Genomic DNA, 20,136 nt, shown 5'->3' with positions numbered 1-20,136 from the left:
TTCGAGATGTATTTCCATTATTTTTAGAGTTGAGGCACCTTTGCCTTAATTGCTTCTTTTGCTAAAGTTATTCTCCTCAATGTTCCTTCATCATCAGCAGGAACCAAGTCCTTGATCGAATCCATAGCCTTCGCATAATAGTCCGCCCATGTATCTAAGATCAATTGTTCATCTTCTTTGGATGCTCCTTCAGTAATAGCTTTTTTGCTCAGCTTAAATTCAGTGGTTAATCTTTTCTGCGCACTTGCTGATATTAACGCGATCATTCCTTCGGCAGTTTGATTTCCCCCATTCAAAAGGGTATAGGCTGAAACCAAAGCTGCAGTCCCGACATTGACCATCGTATTTTGGGAAACTTTGTCTAATCGATCCTGATCGGTATGGTAGAATTGGTCGGTAAAGTGCCAAAGCAATAAACCCGGGATGTCGGCTCTTAAAAATGGGGTATGGTCTGAACCTCCTTCAAAAGGGTTGGTTTTAACTACCCAATTTGCATAGGCGCCTTGCTCCTCAAAAACATAAATCATGAAATCATTCAGGTAATGGGGTTTCATATCTTCTTTTTCCAAAGGCCTACCGCCCCATTCTGAATGTTGGTCTTCTCCACGGGTCCAAATGGCACTGGGATCAGGCATTTTTTCGATCAGGAAGGTTCCCCCAGTGACCTCTGTATTTTCACCTACCATATCCAGTGAAATACCCCAATTGATTTTAGGCTCTCTTTTTTCTTCTTCCTCAATGTATCTACGGGTAGAAATAATTTCATCTCCCCATAAAAAGGTAAGAGTTCTTTTTAGGTTCAATTCACCCTTTTGAATGAGATCTGCAGTGATCTGAGCCATTTCTAGTTGAGTTCCAACGCCGGTAGCATTGTCATTGGCACCAGGTTCTTGTATATGTGCCGAAAATACTAAGCTTTCCATTGGAAGCTCAGAGCCCTTTACATTCGCTACCACAGTTAGTTCCTCCGAATCATAAATCTTGGTTTGGATGTTTACATGCACAGAAACAGGGCCTTTTTCTAATGCAGCTTTCAGTTTTTCTTTGGCTTCGTAGGAGAGCGCCACTGCCCAAGTAGGTTTTTTTGCATCATATCGAAGGCTTCTGAACTGAATGGAGGTAGTATTCTTTTTGGGCTGAAGGTAATCCGGCATATCATACGTAAAGATTCCCAATGCTCCACCCTCTTTTACTGCGGATTGAAAGGCGCGGTAGCCCCCTTCGCCTGCGAAGATGATTTTTCCTTCTACATCTAGGTCTTTCAAGGCTTTTTTGTTTTCTACGTAAATAACTTCTGCCGTAATCCCTTCTTTTGGAGTAGAGGAAGAATATTGATACATCAAGTGCCGATTGGTGGAAAAGTCTAACAATTTCTCAGTTTGCCCAATAATTTGAATAGATCCATCCACGGGTTCCCAGGTGGGTCTTTCCATTTTTCTAGTTTCGATTCGGAAAGTCAAGCGATCTTCACTAGTGGCATTTTTCTCTAAAACATAACCTGCTTCTTCCAATTTGGAGGAAATACGGTACACCGTGTTGTTGAACCCTGTATTCCCTGCTACTCTCCAATATTTTTCCACGAAGGCAACGGTTTCATAGGCCTCTTTTCCTTCAAATTTGGGTCTGACTAATTCAAAATAAGAATTGGTGGTTTGAAAGAGGTCTTTATTCTGGGAAAAGACTGAAACAGATTGGATAAAAAGGAATAGACAAAGGATGCTTAACTTTTGCATAAGGAAAATCTCAATTCGGGATGAACTGTAAATTTTATTGATTTTAGTTTGAGAACCTATCCACTGAAGTAATTCTATCTATAGTTTTGGGTAGCATAGAAAAATAAACCAAACATTATTCGGTAAAATATTTCATATCATTTCCTCAATTTGCCTGACCTGCTTACCTTTGCGCATGGCAGAACAAATCCTAATCCTTGATTTCGGTTCTCAGTACACACAACTCATCGCCCGAAGAGTTAGAGAGCTGAACGTTTATTGTGAAATCCATCCTTATAATAAAGTTCCAGAAATCACTTCCGATGTTAAAGGAGTGATCCTTTCAGGATCTCCTTGTTCGGTAAGAGAAGAAGGTGCTCCTGATCTGGATTTGGATGTATTAAGGGGTAAATTACCATTGTTGGGCGTTTGCTATGGTTCCCAATTATTAGCTCAGAAATATGGAGGAGAGGTTCTTCCTTCCGAAATACGCGAATACGGTAGAGCGAATTTAAGTCATATTGACACCCATTATGACCTGTTGAAAGAAATGAGTCATGGTTCACAGGTGTGGATGTCTCATGGAGATACAATTAAGGAGCTTCCCGAAGGTTTTGAAGTGATCGCAAGCACTGATTCGGTACGAGTAGCGGCTTTCAAAGTAAAGGAGGAAGAAACCTACGGTATTCAATTTCATCCGGAAGTAACGCACTCTACAGAAGGTAAAAACCTACTTAGGAATTTCGTAGTTGGCATCTGTGGATGTGCGCAAGATTGGACTTCTGATGTGTTTATAGATGCTACGGTAGCTGAATTGAAAGAGAAAATCGGATCCGATAAAGTGGTGATGGGACTTTCTGGAGGCGTGGATTCATCCGTGGCAGCTACTTTGATACATAGAGCAATCGGTGATCAATTGACCTGTGTTTTTGTAGATAATGGACTGCTTCGTAAAAATGAATTCGAAGAGGTATTGGATTCCTACAAGCATATGGGCTTGAATGTGATTGGTGTGGATTCCAAGCAGAGATTTTACGATGCTTTGAAAGGATTAACTGATCCTGAAGATAAAAGAAAAGCGATAGGTCGTGTGTTTATCGAAGTATTCGATGATGAAGCACATAAAATAGAAGGAGTAAAATGGTTGGGTCAAGGAACGATTTATCCGGATGTGATTGAATCTGTTTCAGTGAAAGGTCCATCTGCAACAATCAAATCTCACCATAATGTGGGAGGATTACCCGATTTCATGAAGCTTTCTGTGGTGGAGCCATTGAATACTTTGTTCAAAGATGAGGTTCGTGAAGTAGGTAGAGCATTGGAAATTGTGGAAACAATAATTGGTAGGCACCCATTCCCAGGGCCAGGTTTAGGAATCCGAATTTTGGGAGATGTCACTGCTGAAAAAGTTAAAACACTGCAGGAGGTAGATCATATTTTCATTCAAGGCCTAAAAGATCATGGTTTATATGATCAGGTTTGGCAAGCAGGAGCTATGTTGCTGCCAATTCAGTCAGTAGGGGTCATGGGAGACGAAAGAACCTATGAAAAGGTAGTTGCATTGAGAGCAGTAGGCTCTGTAGATGGAATGACTGCAGATTGGATTCACTTGCCTTATGAGTTTTTGGGCAAAATATCCAATGAAATAATCAATCGTGTCAAAGGGGTAAATAGAGTAGTCTATGATATCTCTTCCAAGCCGCCAGCAACGATCGAATGGGAATAATCCATAAAGACAGTTTTTAAGCATCAAAGGTCTTGTACAACAAGCTGTTGTATTATATATTGGTAAAACCCGAAGTAAAAGCTTCGGGTTTTTCATTTTGATTAGCTTTCGGCCTAAACTTTGGGTTTGAAAATATTGGGTTAAATTTGCAAACCCTGTTTTGATGTTCGATACACTTTCAAATACATGAGAAAATATTTCTTATTACTTTCCGCGTTTTTCATAATCACCCACACTTTTGCTCAGAATATTCCGGCGGACTATCAGAAGGCCCAAAATTTTCTGAATTCTAAAAATTATTGGGAGGCTATGCCTTTGTTTCGAGAGTTTTTGGATGCTGATAAATATGGGAATCTTTCAAATTATGCGGCATTCCATATTGGTGAAGCCGCTTTAGGAGCTAATCAGCCTGAGCAAGCTATCACTGCACTTCGTTTGGTTTCTGAAAAAGTTTGGACAAAGTCAGATGAATCCAAGTATTTATTGGCATTGGCTTATTTTCAAAACCAACAAAATCAAGAGGCATTAAAAACCATTAAAGGAATCAAGAAAGAATCTGTGAGGGAATTGGCAGAGAATGCAACTTTCGAATACCTCAAGCAAACTAGTGCCAGCTTTATGGTGGCCAATCTACAGGAATTTAAAGAAAATAAAGGATATACCGCTGCGCTAAAAATGGTTTTGGAAAGCCAGACAATTTTGTCGGCAACCGAAAGAGCTGCCTATTACGAGCTTCAGGGAAATGCACAGGGGGTAAATGCAGTCAAAGACTTTGTCTTGGATTTTGTAGTGATTTTACCATTTACAAGTTCTCCAAATGCACCAGCTTCTTCTGTGGAAGCATCCAGTTTTGTGTTTGAGTTATATCAGGGAATCAAATTCGCGGTCAATCGCTTGAAAGAAGAAGGGAAGCAGGTAACGCTTCACACCTTTGATTCCAAGCGGGATATGAACCACTTGAGTGAGCTTTTGAAAGACCCGGTGATTGCAAAAGCTGATGCAATCATTGGACCTATCTATCAGGATGAAGTGGATTTGGTGAGTTCATTTGCTGAAACTTCCAAAATTCCATTGATTCATCCTCTTTCTAATTTGGGTGAGCGATTTGAAAATACAGAATACAGCTATCTTTTTAGACCTTCTGTAGCCTCTCTTTCGAGAGGAATAGTGGATGCAATGAAGAAGCAGGATTGGGGAAGAAAAGTAGCGATTGGATACAGTGGAAGTTCACGTGACGAAAGCACAGGCCTTCTATTGAAGGATCAACTTACTGCAGCAGGATTTTCAGTCATTGATGAGCAGCAAGTTACCCCAAGGAATGTGATTGATTTCCTACAAAGACAAGGCATAAGAACAGGTATGGATAGTGTGGAATTGGAAGTAGATCAAATCATCTTATTAACAGATGATCCTTCTATTGCCCAGCCTACCTTTGGACTGATGGAATCGGTGAATGCTTCTGTTCCATTTTTGGTAATGGACTCTTGGTTGGGATTCAATTTTGCGAATTATGAAATGTTGGAGTTCCCCAATTTTCACTTTATTTCCAATAATACACCAAGGTTCCATGCGGAAGCTATGCAGCAGTTTAAAGATAATTTCTATTCCCAAAATCTAATATATCCGAGCTTAAATGCAACTATAGGGAGAGAGTTGGTGTTTTGGTTATCTTCTAATATGGGACCAACCAAGGGCTTTGATTTGAGAAGAAATTTGGATCAGTCCGCCTTCCAAACTGGTAAAGTGACTTGGGGATTTAATTTCCAGAATAGCAATAACAATCGATATGTCCCTATCTTCAAAATGGAAGAAGGGGAATTGAAACCATTACAGTAATACATGCAAATTTCAGAAAGTAAAAGGCTATTTGCCCATGCTCAACAATTCATTCCTGGAGGAGTAAATTCTCCTGTAAGAGCATTTCGTGCAGTGGGAGGAGAGCCTCTATTTATTAAAAAGGCAGAAGGAGCCTATTTGATTGATGAAGATGGAAACCAATTCATAGAACTAATCAATAGTTGGGGGCCTATGATTTTGGGACATAATCATCCCATGATTAAAGAAGCAGTATTAAAAGCCATGGAAGATGGTACTTCCTTCGGAGCTCCAACCGCCAAGGAAATTGAAATTGCTGAATTAATTGTCAGTATGGTACCTTCGGTAGAGAAAGTAAGAATGGTAAACTCCGGAACAGAGGCAACTATGTCTGCAATCCGAGTAGCCAGAGGTTATACTGGCCGTGATAAGTTTATCAAAATGGAAGGTAATTATCATGGACATGGTGATTCATTCTTGATTTCAGCAGGATCTGGAGCCATGACCATGGGAAATCCAGATTCTCCTGGGGTCACAAAAGGAACAGCCAAGGACACTTTGTTGGCGCCCTATAATGATTTGGAAGCCATAGAAACATTGGTGGCTGCCAACAAGGGAGAAATTGCTGCCTTGATTTTAGAACCAGTGCCTGGAAATATGGGGCTTTGCCTTCCTAAAGTTGGATACCTGCAAGGCCTTCGGGATATATGTACACGAGAAGGGATTGTATTGATTTTTGATGAGGTGATGACCGGATTCAGATTGGCAAAAGGGGGAGCCCAAGAGCTCTTTGGAGTTGTTCCTGATATGACTACTTTGGGTAAAATTATAGGTGGAGGAATGCCAGTCGGAGCCTATGGTGGGAAGAAAGAAATTATGGAATTTGTTTCTCCTTCAGGGCCTGTTTATCAAGCAGGAACCTTATCTGGAAACCCTATTGCCATGGCAGCTGGATTGGCCATGTTGAATCATCTTAATGCGCATCCAGAAGAATATGCAAGATTGAATCATATTGGAGAGTTGATTTCCGAAGGGATTATGGGGATCAATAGGGAGCTTGGATTGAATTATACGGTCAACAGACTAGGAAGTATGTACTCTTTATTCTTCACTGACCAAGAAGTATATGATTTTGCTACGGCCAAAGAATCGGACACAGCCTTGTTTGGAAAATACTTCCAGGCAATGTTGAAAAGAGGAGTCTATTTAGCTCCATCCCAATTTGAGAGTTTGTTTTTATCCACTGCGTTATCGGATGAACTGATTGAAAAAATTCTTCAGGCCCATCGGGAAAGCATGATTGAACTGATGAACTAATAGAAGCCGGCCTAGTGCCGGTTTTTTTTCTAAAAAATAGAAAACTCGCCAAAAATACCCAATTATGAGTATTTCCTAGGAAGGCCTGAACACGTATATTTGATTTAATTGATAAGCAAAAGGAAGAGGAGGTTGCTTAGTTTAAATTGATATTAAAACCATTTTTTCTTCTATTTTTTGGGAACCTGTTTCATGCAGGTTTTCTTTTTTTTTAAAAGGTTTTCAGGGAAATGTATAACTCAAAAATCATTGCGAAAGCCAAGCCTGTAAAATAAAATAGACCTAAAACCCAGAATTTAATTAGTGTTACAAACCAACCTTGTTTGGAAACATTCAACATGGATAAGTAGGTGTAAGTTGAGACTCCAATAAAGGCCAATAAGAAAGTCAATGGAATAGCTATTTGCAATTTTGACATCCAGAGAATTGCCAATCCATAAAGAACGTAGGCAAACGAATGAATATGAAGTCCATGGATTAAATGTTCTACATAATATTTCTTACTTCGGATATTTAAAAGCCATAAAAGAAAAGCGAAGAATGGTAATAATAAAAACATCATCAAGGGAAGGTTCTGGGCAGCGCTTGAAATGAACAGACTGGAATTGGCTACGAATTTCCTTTTTTGAGGCACATCCAGACCTATTGAAACATTGAAGGATGTTTGGGATAATGCTTCAGAAAAGGCTGAATCCGAAACTTCCGGGTCAATTGACATTGCCCTTAGTCTTTTCCACAGGTTTTGGGAGCTTTTTATTGAATCTTGAGCCAACTGATCTATGTTTTCCAGGTTTTCGGCGTTCAACTGCATGGAGTCCAAATTGATTCCAAGATTTTTTATTTCATCCAGTTGACCGGTTTTCTTTAGGGAATCGAATGTTTCACTTGCTCTCGAATTTATCTTCATTAATCCCTGACTATCTTTTTCAATCCCCTCTGAAGTAATTTCGCCACTCATGATCCGATCTACTAGATCTGCAGGAATGACTAAGGAGACGATAAAAAAGTAAAAAAGGGAGGTGATTAAATACAAACGGATGGGATGAATGTATTTTCTTCTTTTTCCTTCATTAAATGTGCTGGTAAGTTTCCCGGGATGAAATAAGAACACCGGAAGTGTTTGGAAAAAGACCGTTTCAAAGTTTAAATAATTCGAAACAAAGTCTTTTAAAAACCGGATAATGGTAACCCGCTGGTCAACATTTTCTTGCCCACAAAATGGGCAAAAATTATCTTCATTCGTAAGCATTTTGCCACAATTGAGGCAATGATCCAGTTTTCTCGAGTCTTTCAATTTTTCGTTTTTCAGGAAATAAAATCAATCAACTTCAAATTAATACAGCTTTCGATATAACCCTTAAATTTGTTTTAAAATTATAGCAACATGGCAGTAAAAGTGTACGGAATCAAGAATTGTAATACGATGAAAAAGGCATTTGAATTCCTTCAGGAAAAGGGAGTTGATTACGAGTTTTTCGATTACAAAAAACAAAAACCTACCAAAGAATTATTAGAAAGTTTCTTGACTAAGACGGATTTGGATTCATTGATCAACAGGAAAGGAATGACCTTCCGAAAACTAGATGATCAAACCAAAGAGTCTTTAAATGATTCTTCCAAAGCAATAGACTTATTGATTGATCACTCCAGCATGATTAAACGCCCTGTCATCGTCTATCCTAATGGAGCTTTGACATTAGGCTTTGATCCAGAAGCGATCAGTGAACAGTTGGCTTAATATTCAATCGTATCAGTGGGAAGAGGCGGAAGTTGATATAAATCATTTTCTAAGTAGAAGCTGAGGTCCTTTGGGATTTCAGCTTCTGATAGGGGCGTTTCAAATGCAAAAACTTTTTCCAAAGAGGGATGATTATTCAGAAGATTCAGTTGGTCAATACTGATGGCTGTTTTATTCAGATAAAGATTTTTTAAATGCTGATTTGAATTTAAAGCTGCTAAGGTGGAACCTGAAATCCCCGTTTGGTTTAACTTCAAAACAGTCAAATTTGGAAGGCTCGAAATGCTGTCCAGTATGGGGTCTGAAATTTCTGTGCCTGTCAAATCAAGGTAAACAATTTGGTTTTTTATAGGGGTTAATTTAGTCCAGTCCTGATTGTTAAAGTCTTGAAAATTGATACAAGAAATTAGTAGCCAATTCGACTCTTCGGATACATGTTCGGCAAAAAATCCCTCAAATTTTAATTGATCAAGGGTTTCGGCTGAAGCGGCTTCTACTATTTCTTCTGGGTAAAATGGCTTTTCAACCCGATGAAAGAAAGGTTCGAGGGTTTCTGCTGAAATATTGGATTCTCCAAGTTTGGAATTGGTGGTTCCTCCTAATTCTATCCATGCTTTGATTAGTTCTATGGCCTCTTTTTGAGGTTGTCTTTTTTCCTCAGGAGGCATATGATCTTCATCATCTTTTGGTAGAATCAACCGAGCGTACAAGGAGCTTTCCCCAGCATTCCCTGCCACCAAAACACTTCCACCTTCTCCTCCTTTCAATAGTGCTTCGTAGGAGGTCAGATCTAATTCTCCTTTTAAATTTTGGGGGTTATGGCAACTCTTGCAATTCTGATTGATGATAGGTTGCACAACCTGATCATAATAAGCCAATTGTTCCCATCCTTGTTCGGGGATGACCAAACCTTGTTCAGCCTGCAAAGCTACGCCCATCAGCTCTAGGACTTCTGGTGGTAACACTTCAATAAGGTATTCTTCTCCATGGGTAATGTTTCCCCCCAAATGTCCAGTAAGAAGCATCAGACCAAAAAGCCCTGTGGATTTCCATTTTAAATGTTTTGGAAATACTGATTCTTTATTGACTTCATAAAAAAGCCAAAAGGAAGCAAGCACTGTAGACCAGCCTAGAATAAAGTGAAACTGTACTGTATCCCAGGCAAACCCTTCGTACTGGTATTGGAGAAAGCCTGAAACAGAGGAAAGGACTGCAGCTATTCCTCCCAGCAAAAAAGCAAGTCGAATCGCATCCAAGTGTTGATTGGAGCCTTTTTTAGAAAGAAAAACAAGTATGATTCCAAATGCGAGTATGCCTATAGGTAGGTGAACAAGGATAGGGTGGAACCTTCCAAATAAAGGTAAAATGAAATCAATCATGTGCGAAACGGGCTTGGATAGCTTTCATGATATACACATTGGCTTCCCACTGGTCTGCAATGGGTTTATTGGTAAATGGAATGGTAGGTAAATAAGGGGGAGGACCGAATTCCGTGGTAATGGTGAAAATTTCATCTTTGGAATTTCGGATAATTTCTTCCCAAATATCCAAGTGAACCTTAACTGCATTTTCCCATTCTGGAGCAGCAGGGTTGTTGATTTGCGGTCCTTCAGCAAAACCTACTCGGGCATGAATATGATTGACAGCGGGCATGATTTTTTGAAGATTGGGATCATTTTTGGAGATTAATCGTTCGTGGACTACCATCCAATGGCTGATATCCAAGGTATATTCTAAATCAGGAAATTGGTCTAACATCGAAACCGCAGCAGGCAAGGTGTATGAAAATCTACCTCTATGGGTTTCGTGGATGATTGGAATTCCAGATTCTTTAGAATATGCGTCTGCTAATTTTATAAATTCCAGATTTTGTTCAGAAGTCCAGAAATCATTACCCGTATGATTATTGACCTTGACAGGGTTCCAGGATAAAATCTCTTTCAATCCAGCTTCATAGGATTTTAAAGCTTCCTTAAATGGAAGTCCTCTATTGGTTCCATGGAGGAAAATGACTTTCAATTGATACTTCTCCAGTCCTACTTTTAAGTTAGTTCTGGCTTCACCAGATCCAGGCATCCAAACCTCAATCCCATCATAGCCATCGGATTTTACCTTGGCCAAAAACTCATCCATAGGCAACTCATTTCCCCAATCAGTTTGGAAGAACATTAGTTTATTTTGGGCCAACAGGGTAAGTGGGAGTAATCCTAAAACTAGGAGTAGGATTGTCTTATTGATCAATCGCATGTTTATGCTAAAATTTTTCTGATTAATTCACCTTCTACATCAGTGAGTCTGAATGGCCTTCCCTGGAATTCGTATGTAAATTGTTCGTGGTCAAAACCCATTAAATGTAAGATAGTCGCATGAATATCATGAACAGACACCTGTTCGCCTATCCCTGAGAATCCAAAGTCATCCGTCAATCCATAACTGGCTCCTTTCTTGATTCCACCTCCTGCCATCCACATGGTAAAGGCATCTCCATGATGGTCTCTACCCAAAAAGCTTTGGGTTTTTCCTTCACGGTTTTCCTGCATGGGAGTTCTTCCGAATTCACCGCCCCAGACTACCAAGGTATCTTCCAGTAAACCTCGTTGTTTTAGATCTAGAAGAAGTGCTGACATGGGACGATCAATCTCTCTACATTTATTTCTAAGTCCCATATCGATGGAACCATCATGATCAGTACCATGCGTATCCCATCCCCAATCATAAAGCTGTACAAAGCGAACTCCCTTTTCTACCAGTTTTCTGGCTAACAAGCAATTATTAGCAAAAGATTCTGTACCAGGTTTGGTTCCATAGAGGTCATGAATGTACTCAGGTTCATCATTGATGTTCATTACCTCAGGTACCTCAATCTGCATCCGGTAAGCCATCTCATACTGATTTATTCTAGCCAAAATCTCAGGGTCTCCATAATTGTTGAATTCTTCTTTATTGACCGTATTGATTGCCGAAATCAAGTTTTTCTTCATGTCTCTGGACATTCCATCTGGGTCTTGGAGATAAAGTACAGGATCGCCTTTGGATCTACATTGAACACCTTGGTATACGGAGGGGAGAAATCCACTTCCCCATACACTTTTCCCAGCATCAGGAGTTTTTCCTCCTGAAGTCAATACTACAAAACCGGGTAAGTTTTGATTTTCTGTTCCCAATCCATAGGTTACCCAGCTACCCAAACTAGGGCGGCCTAATCTTGGGCTTCCTGTCTGCATAAAAAGTTGGGCAGGACCATGATTGAATTGATCGGTATGTACAGCCTTTAAGAAGGCTACCTCATCTACCACTTTGGAGAAGTGAGGTAAGAAATCAGATACCCATGCACCAGACTCTCCATGTTGGGCAAAGTTAGCTTGAGGTCCCAATAAGTTCGGGACCCCACGGATAAAAGCAAATTTTCTTCCTTCCAATAAGGATTCCGGGCAAGGTTGATTATGATATTTTGCCAATTCGGGCTTGTAGTCAAATAACTCCAATTGGGAAGGGGCACCTGCCATATGCAAGTAAATAATTGATTTGGCTTTGCCTCCGTATGGAGGAGGTAATGGAGCTAAAGGATTTAAATCCCTCTGACTTAGATCAAGACCGCCGGATTTTTTTGCCGTGCCTGTGTCACATCCAAACATCAAAGGAGCCAAAGCCAGACCTCCCATTTTACTAACACAATCCATTAGAAAATGTCGTCGTGTTTGCCTTTCCAGCTTTTGCTGGGTCAGCTCATTTAATAACTTTTCGACTTGTTTCATTTTATGGTTTGGTTAGAAATTCATCTAAATTCAATAATGCGTTTGCCACTACGGCCATGGCTGCTAACTCAGGGGTGGTCTTCACATCCTCTAATTTTATAAAAGCATTCATTGCGGCTGTATCTTTTTTAAACTCTTGGTAAGAACTTTCATACAAAGAGGTCAAGGCAGCTAGTTTCTGATCACTGATAGGAGTTAGCATCAATTTTTCGTACCCAAAAGAGATTGCTTTAGAAGGATTCGAATCTTTTGTCTTCATGATATTACCCAAATTCGCAGCAGCTTCTAAATAGACTGGATCGTTTAAAGTTACCAAGGCTTGGAGAGGGGTATTGGTAACGATTCTTCTACTTAGACATACCTCTCTACTTCCTGCATCAAAAGTGATGAACGAAGGGTAGGGGCTTGTCCTTTTGATGAATGTGTAAATTCCTCTTCTATATCTATCTTCTCCTTCCGCTTCGGTCCAGGATTCTCCATTATAAACTGTCTGCCAAATTCCCTCAGGTTGAGGAGGTTTTACACTTGGCCCAAACATTTTTTTGGAAAGCAATCCAGAGACTGCCAAAGATTGATCGCGAATTTGCTCCGCACTCAAACGTATCCTTGGTCCTCGTGCATACCATTTGTTTTGAGGATCTATAAAATAAAGTGTAGGAGAGACTACCGAACTTTGCTTGTAGGTTCTGGAAGTGACGATTTCCCTGATGAGTTTTTTCATACTCCAGTCATACTCGTTCATAGTGACCCAAGCTAGGTAATCCAAAAGTTCAGGATGCGAAGGAGGGTCAGACTGTGTGCCCATGTCTTCTAATGTGCTGACCAAGCCTCTTCCAAATAGTTGATCCCAAATTCGATTTACAAATGTTCTAGAGGTTAATGGGTTTTTCTTATCCGTCAACCAATATGCGAATCCCAGTCTGTTTTTTGGCCATTCCTCTTTCCAAGGGTTTAACTCATCGGGGGTGTTTGGATTAACCTTGTCTCCAAGCATCAACCAATTCCCCCGTTCGAAAATTCGGGTTTCTCGCTTCATGTAATCCGGATTTTCGATCAAGATCGGAAGCTTCGTTCCTTTAAATTTCAGTAGTTTTTCCCAGGTTTCTTGAATAGGTTTATATCCTTCTTTTTCTTTTCCGGGAAGGGTAGGTACAAATGCAAACCAAACGATGGCGGAAGTATTTTGCTGGGGTTTAGCATTTGGGCTGACCACCGAAATAAATAAATCATTGATACCATGAATTGGCTTGAAAGGAAATGCAGATATGGTTTCGCCATTTGTTTTATTAATGGTAAAGGTGCTCAGGACTTCTCCTTCTGGACCATCTTTTTGAATGGTGATCTTGCTTCCGTCAATGCTAGTCCAATAATCTATTAATAGTTGATCTGAGCCTTGGGTGTCAATATTTCTTAAATATGCAGACCCTCCAGGCCACATGCCTAGCCATTTGGTATCGATCAATTCAGCTTTGTCAAAATCTGTCGCTATATGTGCCTCATATTTTGGTTCAAAAAAGGTTAAGAAATCATTTCTCTTTCTTGCCTCTTCAGCTCCTTGGAGATCCTTTACCCAATTCACAATGTTCGCTACATCAATTTTATCCTCATCCGAATAAAATCGGAGCTTCGGCTCTTCGTCATGGGTGTCTTCATCACGAGTATTATTAAAAAAAGCGGCAGATTCATAAAACTCCTCCTGCCTGATAGGATCGTAAGGATGGCTATGACATTGTACACAGGCCATGGTGGTACTTTGCCATACCTCGTAGGTAGTATTTAGGCGATCTAGAACGGCCGAAACTCTAAATTCTTCATCTTGGGTTCCACCTTCATCATTATTCATGGTGTTTCGGTGGAAGGCAGTAGCCGTTAATTGCTCAGTCGTTGGGTTAGGCAATAAATCACCTGCCAATTGTTCAATGGTGAACTCATCGAAAGGTTTATCCTTATTGAAAGAATTGATTACATAGTCCCGGAAAGGCCAAAGAGTTCTTGTAACATCTCGCTCATATCCTTTTGTATCAGCATACCTTGCCAAGTCTAGCCACCAACTCGCCCAATTTTCACCATAAGTAGGTTGCTCCAATAAATAATCGACCACTTCTTCGTAGGATATCTTCTCATTCTCATAAAGTGATACCAATGAATCGGAAGGAGGTAGGCCAGTTATGTCTAAGGAAACTCTTCGTAAAAGTTTGTTAGGGTTTTCTTCTTGGGAAAATTTCAAATCCAGTTCTTCTAGTTTTTTCTCTACATAAAAGTCGATTGGATTGGAATTAGAATTGGTTTTTTCTGATCCTATTCCAGCTTCCAGTTTGATTTCTTGAGAAGCAGGCTCTTGCACCGGTTCGTAAGCCCAATGTTTCCCCCATTTTGCGCCTTGATTAATCCAAGATTTAAGTAAATCAATTTCTTCTTGAGAAAGAGGAGGTTTTTCATAAGGCATCCTTAGCTCAGGATCAGACTCCGTCAGTCTTTTAATTAATTCACTGTTGTTGGGGTCTCCGGGAATGATCGCAGGATGTCCAGATTCTGTTACTGCTAATGCCTCATTTTCAAACAATACACTAAATCCACCACTTTTTTTTACACCGCCATGGCAGGATATACAATGTTTGTTTAAGATGGGTTTGATTTGGGTACTAAAGTCTACTTCCTGTGTTTTTCCAAATAGAAGAAATCCCATTACAGTCAGGAAGACCGCTATAGAAAGAAGTAATATGATGCGATTATTTGACATGGATTTAATGCTGATTCGAAAAATAGTTATTTTAAAACTACTTCAAAAATCAAGTCCCTTCTCATATCAAAATAGACCAAAAAAAAGACTTGAAAGGAATGTTTCAAGTCTTTTAGAGTTTCTTAAAAAGAAAAATTTGGAAGATTATCCAAGATATCTTTTGTCATCTTGTCTAGATCATAGTCAGGTTTCCAGCCCCAGTCATTTTGTGCTGGGCTGTCATCGATGCTGTCTGGCCAGGAATCGGCAATTGCTTGTCTGAAATCTGGATGGTATTCAATTTCAAAGTTAGGGTAATGCTTCAAAATACTTTGGTAGATGTCTTTTGGAGCAAAGCTGATGGCAGATAGATTATAGCTGGATCTAATTTTAACTGATTCAGAAGGTGCATGCATGAGGTCCAAGGTTGCTTTTATGGCATCAGGCATATACATCATAGGAAGGTAACTGTCTTCTCGCAAGAAGCAATTGAATTTTTCGCCTGCAATAGCTTTATGATAAATATCCACTGCATAATCGGTAGTTCCGCCTCCCGGTAAGGATTTGTAGCCAATCAATCCAGGATACCTAAGGCTTCTTACGTCCACATTGTATTTTTGGAAATAATACTCACACCATCTTTCACCCGCCTGCTTAGAGATCCCATATACGGTATTGGGTTCTTTTACACAATACTGAGGGGTATTGACTTTAGGAGTGTTTGGACCGAATACAGCTATGGAAGAAGGCCAATAAACCTTATCTAGTTTAAATTCCCGAGCCATTTCCAATACAAAAAGTAGGCTTTCCATATTTAAATCCCACGCAAACAGAGGTTTTTTCTCGCCTGTAGCGGAAAGTACTGCTGCTAAGTGATAAATCTGCTTTACATTCTCCTTCTTTATCAAATCTTTTGCGGCTTCCTGATCCATAATATCAAGCACTTCAAACCGGCAGTAATCAAACTTGGATTTGGCTGCTTCGTTCAAGTCTGTGGCGATAACTTGCTCACCACCATATAGATCGCTTAGAGATTTTGTCAGTTCGGAACCAAGTTGTCCCGCAGCTCCGATTACAAGGATTTTTTCCATTTTAAATTCTTTCAAAAAACACCCAAAGCCCTGCTTTAGGTTTTTGTTTATATTTGGGAATGCGATGGCAAAAGTAAGAAAAATCTAAAGTCTTGCAGGACTTTTTGATTGATGGCTTAAGAAAGTATTTGAACTATTAATTCATAACTACAAATGTACGACAGATTAAAACCCAAATTGGTTGAAGAACTAAAAGGTATCGAAGAAGCTGGACTATTTAAAAAGGAAAGAATAATCACCTCTCCACAATCTGCAGAAATCACAATAGCAGGTGGACAAAAAGTATTGAATTTCTGTGCTAATAATTATTTAGGACTTTCTTCTCATCCAAAAGTTATTGAAGCAGCAAAGGATGCGATTGATACCCATGGTTTCGGGATGTCTTCCGTACGATTTATTTGTGGAACCCAGGATATTCATAAGGAATTGGAAAAGAAGATTTCGGAATTTTTGGGAACAGAAGATACGATTTTGTACGCAGCTGCATTTGATGCAAATGGGGGGGTATTCGAACCGATATTAGGTCCAGAGGATGCAATTATTTCGGATGCATTGAATCACGCCTCTATCATTGATGGGGTCAGATTATGTAAGGCAATGAGATTTAGGTATCAGCATAATGATATGAATGATCTTGAAGCCCAATTGAAAGATGCTGATGCCAAAGGAGCAAAGCAAAAAATAATTGTAACGGATGGTGTGTTCTCTATGGATGGCACCATTGCACAATTGGATAAGATAGTTGCATTGGCAGAAAAGTACGGTGCCTTGGTAATGTCAGATGAGTGTCATTCTACAGGTTTTATGGGAAAAACAGGAAGAGGTGTTCATGAGCATTGCAACGTCATGGGTAAAATTGATATCATCACAGGAACTTTAGGAAAAGCCTTAGGTGGTGCATCCGGAGGATTTACTTCAGGACGTAAGGAGATTGTTGAGTTGCTAAGACAGAGATCCAGACCTTATTTGTTTTCCAATACCTTAGCTCCATCGATTACAGGTGCTTCCATTGCAGTCTTTGATTTGTTGACGGAAACGACCGCTCTTAGAGATAAGTTGGAAGAAAATACTACCTATTTCCGAGATAAAATGACTGCTGTGGGATTCGATATTAAGCCTGGAACTCACCCAATCGTACCAGTCATGTTATATGATGCAGTACTTTCCCAAAAAATGGCAGAAAAACTTCTTGAAAAGGGGATCTATGTAATAGGATTCTATTACCCTGTTGTGCCTAAAGGGCAGGCAAGAATTCGTGTTCAGATTTCCGCAGGACATGAAAAACAACACTTGGATAAAGCAATTGCAGCTTTTACTGAAGTAGGAAAAGAATTGGGAGTGATCAAGTAAGGTCAATCGACCTTTTGCTTGAAAAGTCCTTAATGACATAAAAAAGCCGGGTTTCTTATTAAGATTCCCGGCTTACTTTTTGAAATATGATACTTGCCAAGGTATTATCTAACGGTTACATGGTAGCATCGTTGCTTTCTCTCTTTGAGGTAAAAGATTTTGCCGGCTTTTTGAAATTCCTCCAAGACCTTTTCTAGTTTTTTCTGTGATTTTCTACTCCAGTTTTTCTTACCATTGAATCGGATGTAGGAGATATCAAATGATGCGCCATATGAATGCGAGCTGTTTCCATTGGTTGCATTACTGTTTCTTCTTCTCAAGCTTTTTTGCTGTTCGGGTGTACGTGTAACAGATGTAAGGGTGAAATAGCTGTCAGATTCCATAATGGTTTGAAATGCGACTCCAATTTCCTCCAAGACTGCTTTAGAATAAGGAGTAATATAAGGATGACTATGTGTTAATTTCATTACCTCATAGCCAGTACCCTCGTCAATAAGTACTAGTTTTTCTTCTTCAATGAGTTTTTTGAAATGATTTTCGTCTTCAATTAACCCAAATCCATTATGCTCAGCAGCAAACAGATGTTTGTCATATTCTTTGGTGACCTCCTTCGGAATAGGAGGGACTACTCTAAGTTCGGGCAAATCAACCTCGATTGCATCAGGCATTTCAGGCTTTTCTACCTTTGAGTCTGCTATATTAGTAAGAGTAGTATAGGTATCTTTTAATTGCTGTTTCAACTCTGGCATGTAACCTTGTGTTGCCAGCGCACCTGCCGAAAAAAGTATGAAAAAAAAGGCTAGGTGAATGAAAGACGGTTTTTTCATAGGTGAGGTATACTTGATTCCTTTTTAATTTTTTCTTAGTGACAATAAATGGAGCAAAGATTAAACCATTCTAAAGTTTGAACGCATACGTTGTCCTAGAATGTGGGTGTAGTCTGCCCCTTGAACAAATTAAGGTCCAATTTTCTAACGTAAAATCCCAGAATAAATTTTTTTTCGGGCACTAAGAGTTTATAGAAGGTAAATTAAACGAAAAGTCGGCGATGGGATAATAGGCTTAGTAGTTAAGTTGAGAGTTTAAAAATAGCTTTGAAAGGTCTTTTGAAATATTTAGTAATAAGAAAGGCAAACTATTCAGTTTGCCCTGGTTTAAGTTGACTTACTGGTCATGGCCATTTTCCGTCTTTTTTTCAATTCATACTCTTCAATATCTTCAAATCTGGAATCCACATCCTCATTGTTTAGGTAGTCATTGATGGTTTCTCGGACTTCCTGAAAAGACATATTATGAAGAATTTTTCCGTTTTTTGCCATTGATAACTGTCCGGTTTCCTCGGAGACGATCAGAATTAATGTGTCTGTCGCTTCCGACATGCCAATGCCAGCTCTATGTCTTAATCCAAATTGGGCTGGCACTTCTCTTTCTGTTACTGGAAGAATACAACGGGCAGCTTTGATTTTACCATTGTAAATGATCACTGCCCCATCGTGTAATGGGCTATATTTGTTAAAAATGGAAATCAATAAGCGTTTAGAAAGGTCAGCATCCAAAATATCACCACTTTCTGCATAGAATTTCAATTCTGTACTTTTTGAAATAACCATCAATGCACCGGTATTACTTCCGGCCAAGGTTTTGGAAGCATCTATTATTGGGCTGATATTGAAAACTGAGTTTTCTCTTTTTCTCCAGAAAAAAAGCAGGTCTTTCCACATATTATCATCAGAGAGGAAGGAGGATCTACCTATGATCAGGAGGAATTTTCTGATTTCTGGTGCGAAAATAATAATGGCCGCAATCACACCAACACCCATAAATTGACCTAATATGGCAGAAAGAAGCTCCATTCTCAAAGCTCTTACCAAGAGGTAAATCAGGTAAATGGATAGGAACCCTAAAAATATTTTGATGGCCACACTACCCTTCAATAATTTATAAACCTGATATAATAGCGCAGCTACCAGCGCAATATCTATCATATTGACGATGGAGATGTCTAAAAATCCTATTTTAAATAAAAATGTCAAGAGTAAATTGTGTGGTATAATTTTAATGTTTCTTTTGCTTCTTTAACGTCATGTACTCTAAGTAAGTTTGCTCCTTGGCAAAGTGCAAACATATTTAAAGCAGTAGTCCCATTTAATGCACCATCAGCATTTGTTTGAAGGGTTTTGTAAATCATAGATTTACGAGAAATTCCTACCAAAATAGGAGATGATAAACGTTGAAATTGCTTTAAATTTTTAAGCAAAAAGTAATTCTGTTCAATCGTTTTTGCAAATCCAAAGCCAGGATCAATTATTACATCTTTAATGCCAAACTTTTTAAATTGTTCCTGTTTTTCAGCGAAATAATTCAATATTTCCCCTAAAATATCAGAATAATTTGTTAGTTCATGCATATTCGCAGGATTTCCGCGCATATGCATCGCTATATAAGGAACTTTTAACCTTCCTACGGTTGGAATCATTTCGGGGTCCAAATCACCTGAAGAAATATCATTTACGATATGGGCTCCAGAACCGATTGCCTGATGGGCAACATTTGCACGAAAAGTGTCTACGGAAAGTAAGGTGTCTGGAAAATTCTTAGAGATCCATTCTACTGCAGGTACCACCCTATTTATTTCTTCCGCCTCAGAAACTTCTACTGCACCGGGCCTTGTACTATATCCCCCAATATCTAAAATGTCAGCTCCTTCGGAAATCAGTTTTTCAACTTGTCTTGCAAAGTCATTTGAAGTAAAATTGGTTCTGCTTTTTCCAAAAAATGAATCAGGGGTTACATTTAATATACCCATAATTTTCGGACTATTCCAAACTTGGAGCTGTCCGTTAAATTGAAATGTATATTTTTGGGGAAATACTCTATCTTCGAATGAAGAAACTCCCTTAACAGGAAACATTA

The 20,136-nt window shown here is 39.3% G+C and carries 15 protein-coding genes; 5 read left to right on the top strand and 10 right to left on the bottom strand.

Features of this window, described 5'->3' with window-relative positions; all coding sequences use genetic code 11:
* Positions 1–23 precede the first annotated feature (23 nt).
* Complete coding sequence (locus JYB62_RS08250) at positions 24–1,733, bottom strand: M28 family peptidase (protein ID WP_205644919.1); 1,710 nt, start codon at positions 1,731–1,733, stop codon at positions 24–26.
* 175 nt (positions 1,734–1,908) lie between these two features.
* Between JYB62_RS08250 and guaA the strand changes: the two genes are divergently transcribed.
* From guaA to hemL, 3 genes are all read left to right on the top strand, one after another.
* Positions 1,909–3,438 (top strand): glutamine-hydrolyzing GMP synthase, encoded by a 1,530-nt coding sequence (guaA, locus tag JYB62_RS08245; protein ID WP_205644918.1) that lies wholly within the window; start codon positions 1,909–1,911, stop codon positions 3,436–3,438.
* Positions 3,439–3,624: 186 nt separating this feature from the next.
* Positions 3,625–5,274 carry an ABC transporter substrate-binding protein gene (locus JYB62_RS08240; RefSeq protein WP_205644917.1) on the top strand — a complete coding sequence of 550 codons (1,650 nt, stop codon included), beginning with the start codon at positions 3,625–3,627 and terminating at the stop codon, positions 5,272–5,274.
* Positions 5,275–5,277: 3 nt separating this feature from the next.
* Positions 5,278–6,570: a glutamate-1-semialdehyde 2,1-aminomutase gene (gene hemL, locus JYB62_RS08235; RefSeq protein WP_205644916.1), complete on the top strand. Its 1,293-nt coding sequence runs from the start codon at positions 5,278–5,280 to the stop codon at positions 6,568–6,570.
* 211 nt (positions 6,571–6,781) lie between these two features.
* On the opposite strand, the gene JYB62_RS08230 is transcribed toward hemL, so the two are convergent.
* On the bottom strand, positions 6,782–7,819 hold the full coding sequence (locus JYB62_RS08230; RefSeq protein ID WP_205644915.1) for a DUF3667 domain-containing protein: 1,038 nt from the start codon (positions 7,817–7,819) through the stop codon (positions 6,782–6,784).
* Between the two features lie 135 nt (positions 7,820–7,954).
* On the opposite strand from JYB62_RS08230, the gene JYB62_RS08225 reads away from it, so the two are divergent.
* Positions 7,955–8,308: a Spx/MgsR family RNA polymerase-binding regulatory protein gene (locus JYB62_RS08225; protein ID WP_205644914.1), complete on the top strand. Its 354-nt coding sequence runs from the start codon at positions 7,955–7,957 to the stop codon at positions 8,306–8,308.
* Here the strand turns inward: JYB62_RS08225 and JYB62_RS08220 are convergent.
* From JYB62_RS08220 to JYB62_RS08200, 5 genes are all read right to left on the bottom strand, one after another.
* Positions 8,305–9,687, bottom strand: a complete 1,383-nt coding sequence (locus tag JYB62_RS08220) for a c-type cytochrome domain-containing protein (protein WP_205644913.1) — start codon at positions 9,685–9,687, stop codon at positions 8,305–8,307. The genes JYB62_RS08225 and JYB62_RS08220 overlap by 4 nt on opposite strands.
* The gene (locus tag JYB62_RS08215) at positions 9,680–10,555 is read right to left on the bottom strand and encodes a sugar phosphate isomerase/epimerase family protein (RefSeq protein ID WP_205644912.1); all 876 of its coding nucleotides are present in this window, start codon (positions 10,553–10,555) and stop codon (positions 9,680–9,682) included. Before JYB62_RS08215 ends, JYB62_RS08220 begins: the two co-directional genes overlap by 8 nt.
* A 2-nt stretch (positions 10,556–10,557) precedes the next feature.
* A complete protein-coding gene (locus tag JYB62_RS08210) occupies positions 10,558–12,063 on the bottom strand; it encodes a DUF1501 domain-containing protein (protein ID WP_205644911.1) in 1,506 nt (501 codons plus the stop codon).
* A gap of 1 nt (position 12,064) precedes the next feature.
* On the bottom strand, positions 12,065–14,803 hold the full coding sequence (locus JYB62_RS08205; protein WP_205644910.1) for a DUF1553 domain-containing protein: 2,739 nt from the start codon (positions 14,801–14,803) through the stop codon (positions 12,065–12,067).
* Between the two features lie 122 nt (positions 14,804–14,925).
* Entirely contained in the window at positions 14,926–15,873 is a 948-nt protein-coding gene (locus tag JYB62_RS08200) for an NAD-dependent epimerase/dehydratase family protein (protein ID WP_205644909.1), read from the bottom strand.
* Between the two features lie 153 nt (positions 15,874–16,026).
* On the opposite strand from JYB62_RS08200, the gene kbl reads away from it, so the two are divergent.
* Positions 16,027–17,223 carry a glycine C-acetyltransferase gene (kbl, locus tag JYB62_RS08195; protein ID WP_205644908.1) on the top strand — a complete coding sequence of 399 codons (1,197 nt, stop codon included), beginning with the start codon at positions 16,027–16,029 and terminating at the stop codon, positions 17,221–17,223.
* Between the two features lie 104 nt (positions 17,224–17,327).
* On the opposite strand, the gene JYB62_RS08190 is transcribed toward kbl, so the two are convergent.
* The 3 genes from JYB62_RS08190 to folP all read right to left on the bottom strand — a co-directional run bounded on the left by JYB62_RS08190 (position 17,328) and on the right by folP (position 20,134).
* Entirely contained in the window at positions 17,328–18,050 is a 723-nt protein-coding gene (locus JYB62_RS08190) for a DUF5715 family protein (protein WP_205644907.1), read from the bottom strand.
* A gap of 327 nt (positions 18,051–18,377) precedes the next feature.
* Positions 18,378–19,256 carry a diadenylate cyclase CdaA gene (gene cdaA / locus JYB62_RS08185; protein ID WP_205644906.1) on the bottom strand — a complete coding sequence of 293 codons (879 nt, stop codon included), beginning with the start codon at positions 19,254–19,256 and terminating at the stop codon, positions 18,378–18,380.
* Positions 19,253–20,134: a dihydropteroate synthase gene (gene folP / locus JYB62_RS08180; RefSeq protein WP_205644905.1), complete on the bottom strand. Its 882-nt coding sequence runs from the start codon at positions 20,132–20,134 to the stop codon at positions 19,253–19,255. Before folP ends, cdaA begins: the two co-directional genes overlap by 4 nt.
* Positions 20,135–20,136: the final 2 nt, after the last annotated feature.

This window comes from Algoriphagus lutimaris, assembly GCF_017051705.1.
In the GTDB taxonomy this organism is placed as follows: domain Bacteria; phylum Bacteroidota; class Bacteroidia; order Cytophagales; family Cyclobacteriaceae; genus Algoriphagus; species Algoriphagus lutimaris.
Note: the sequence above shows the minus strand (reverse complement) of the source record. Positions and strands in the feature narration are given on the sequence as shown.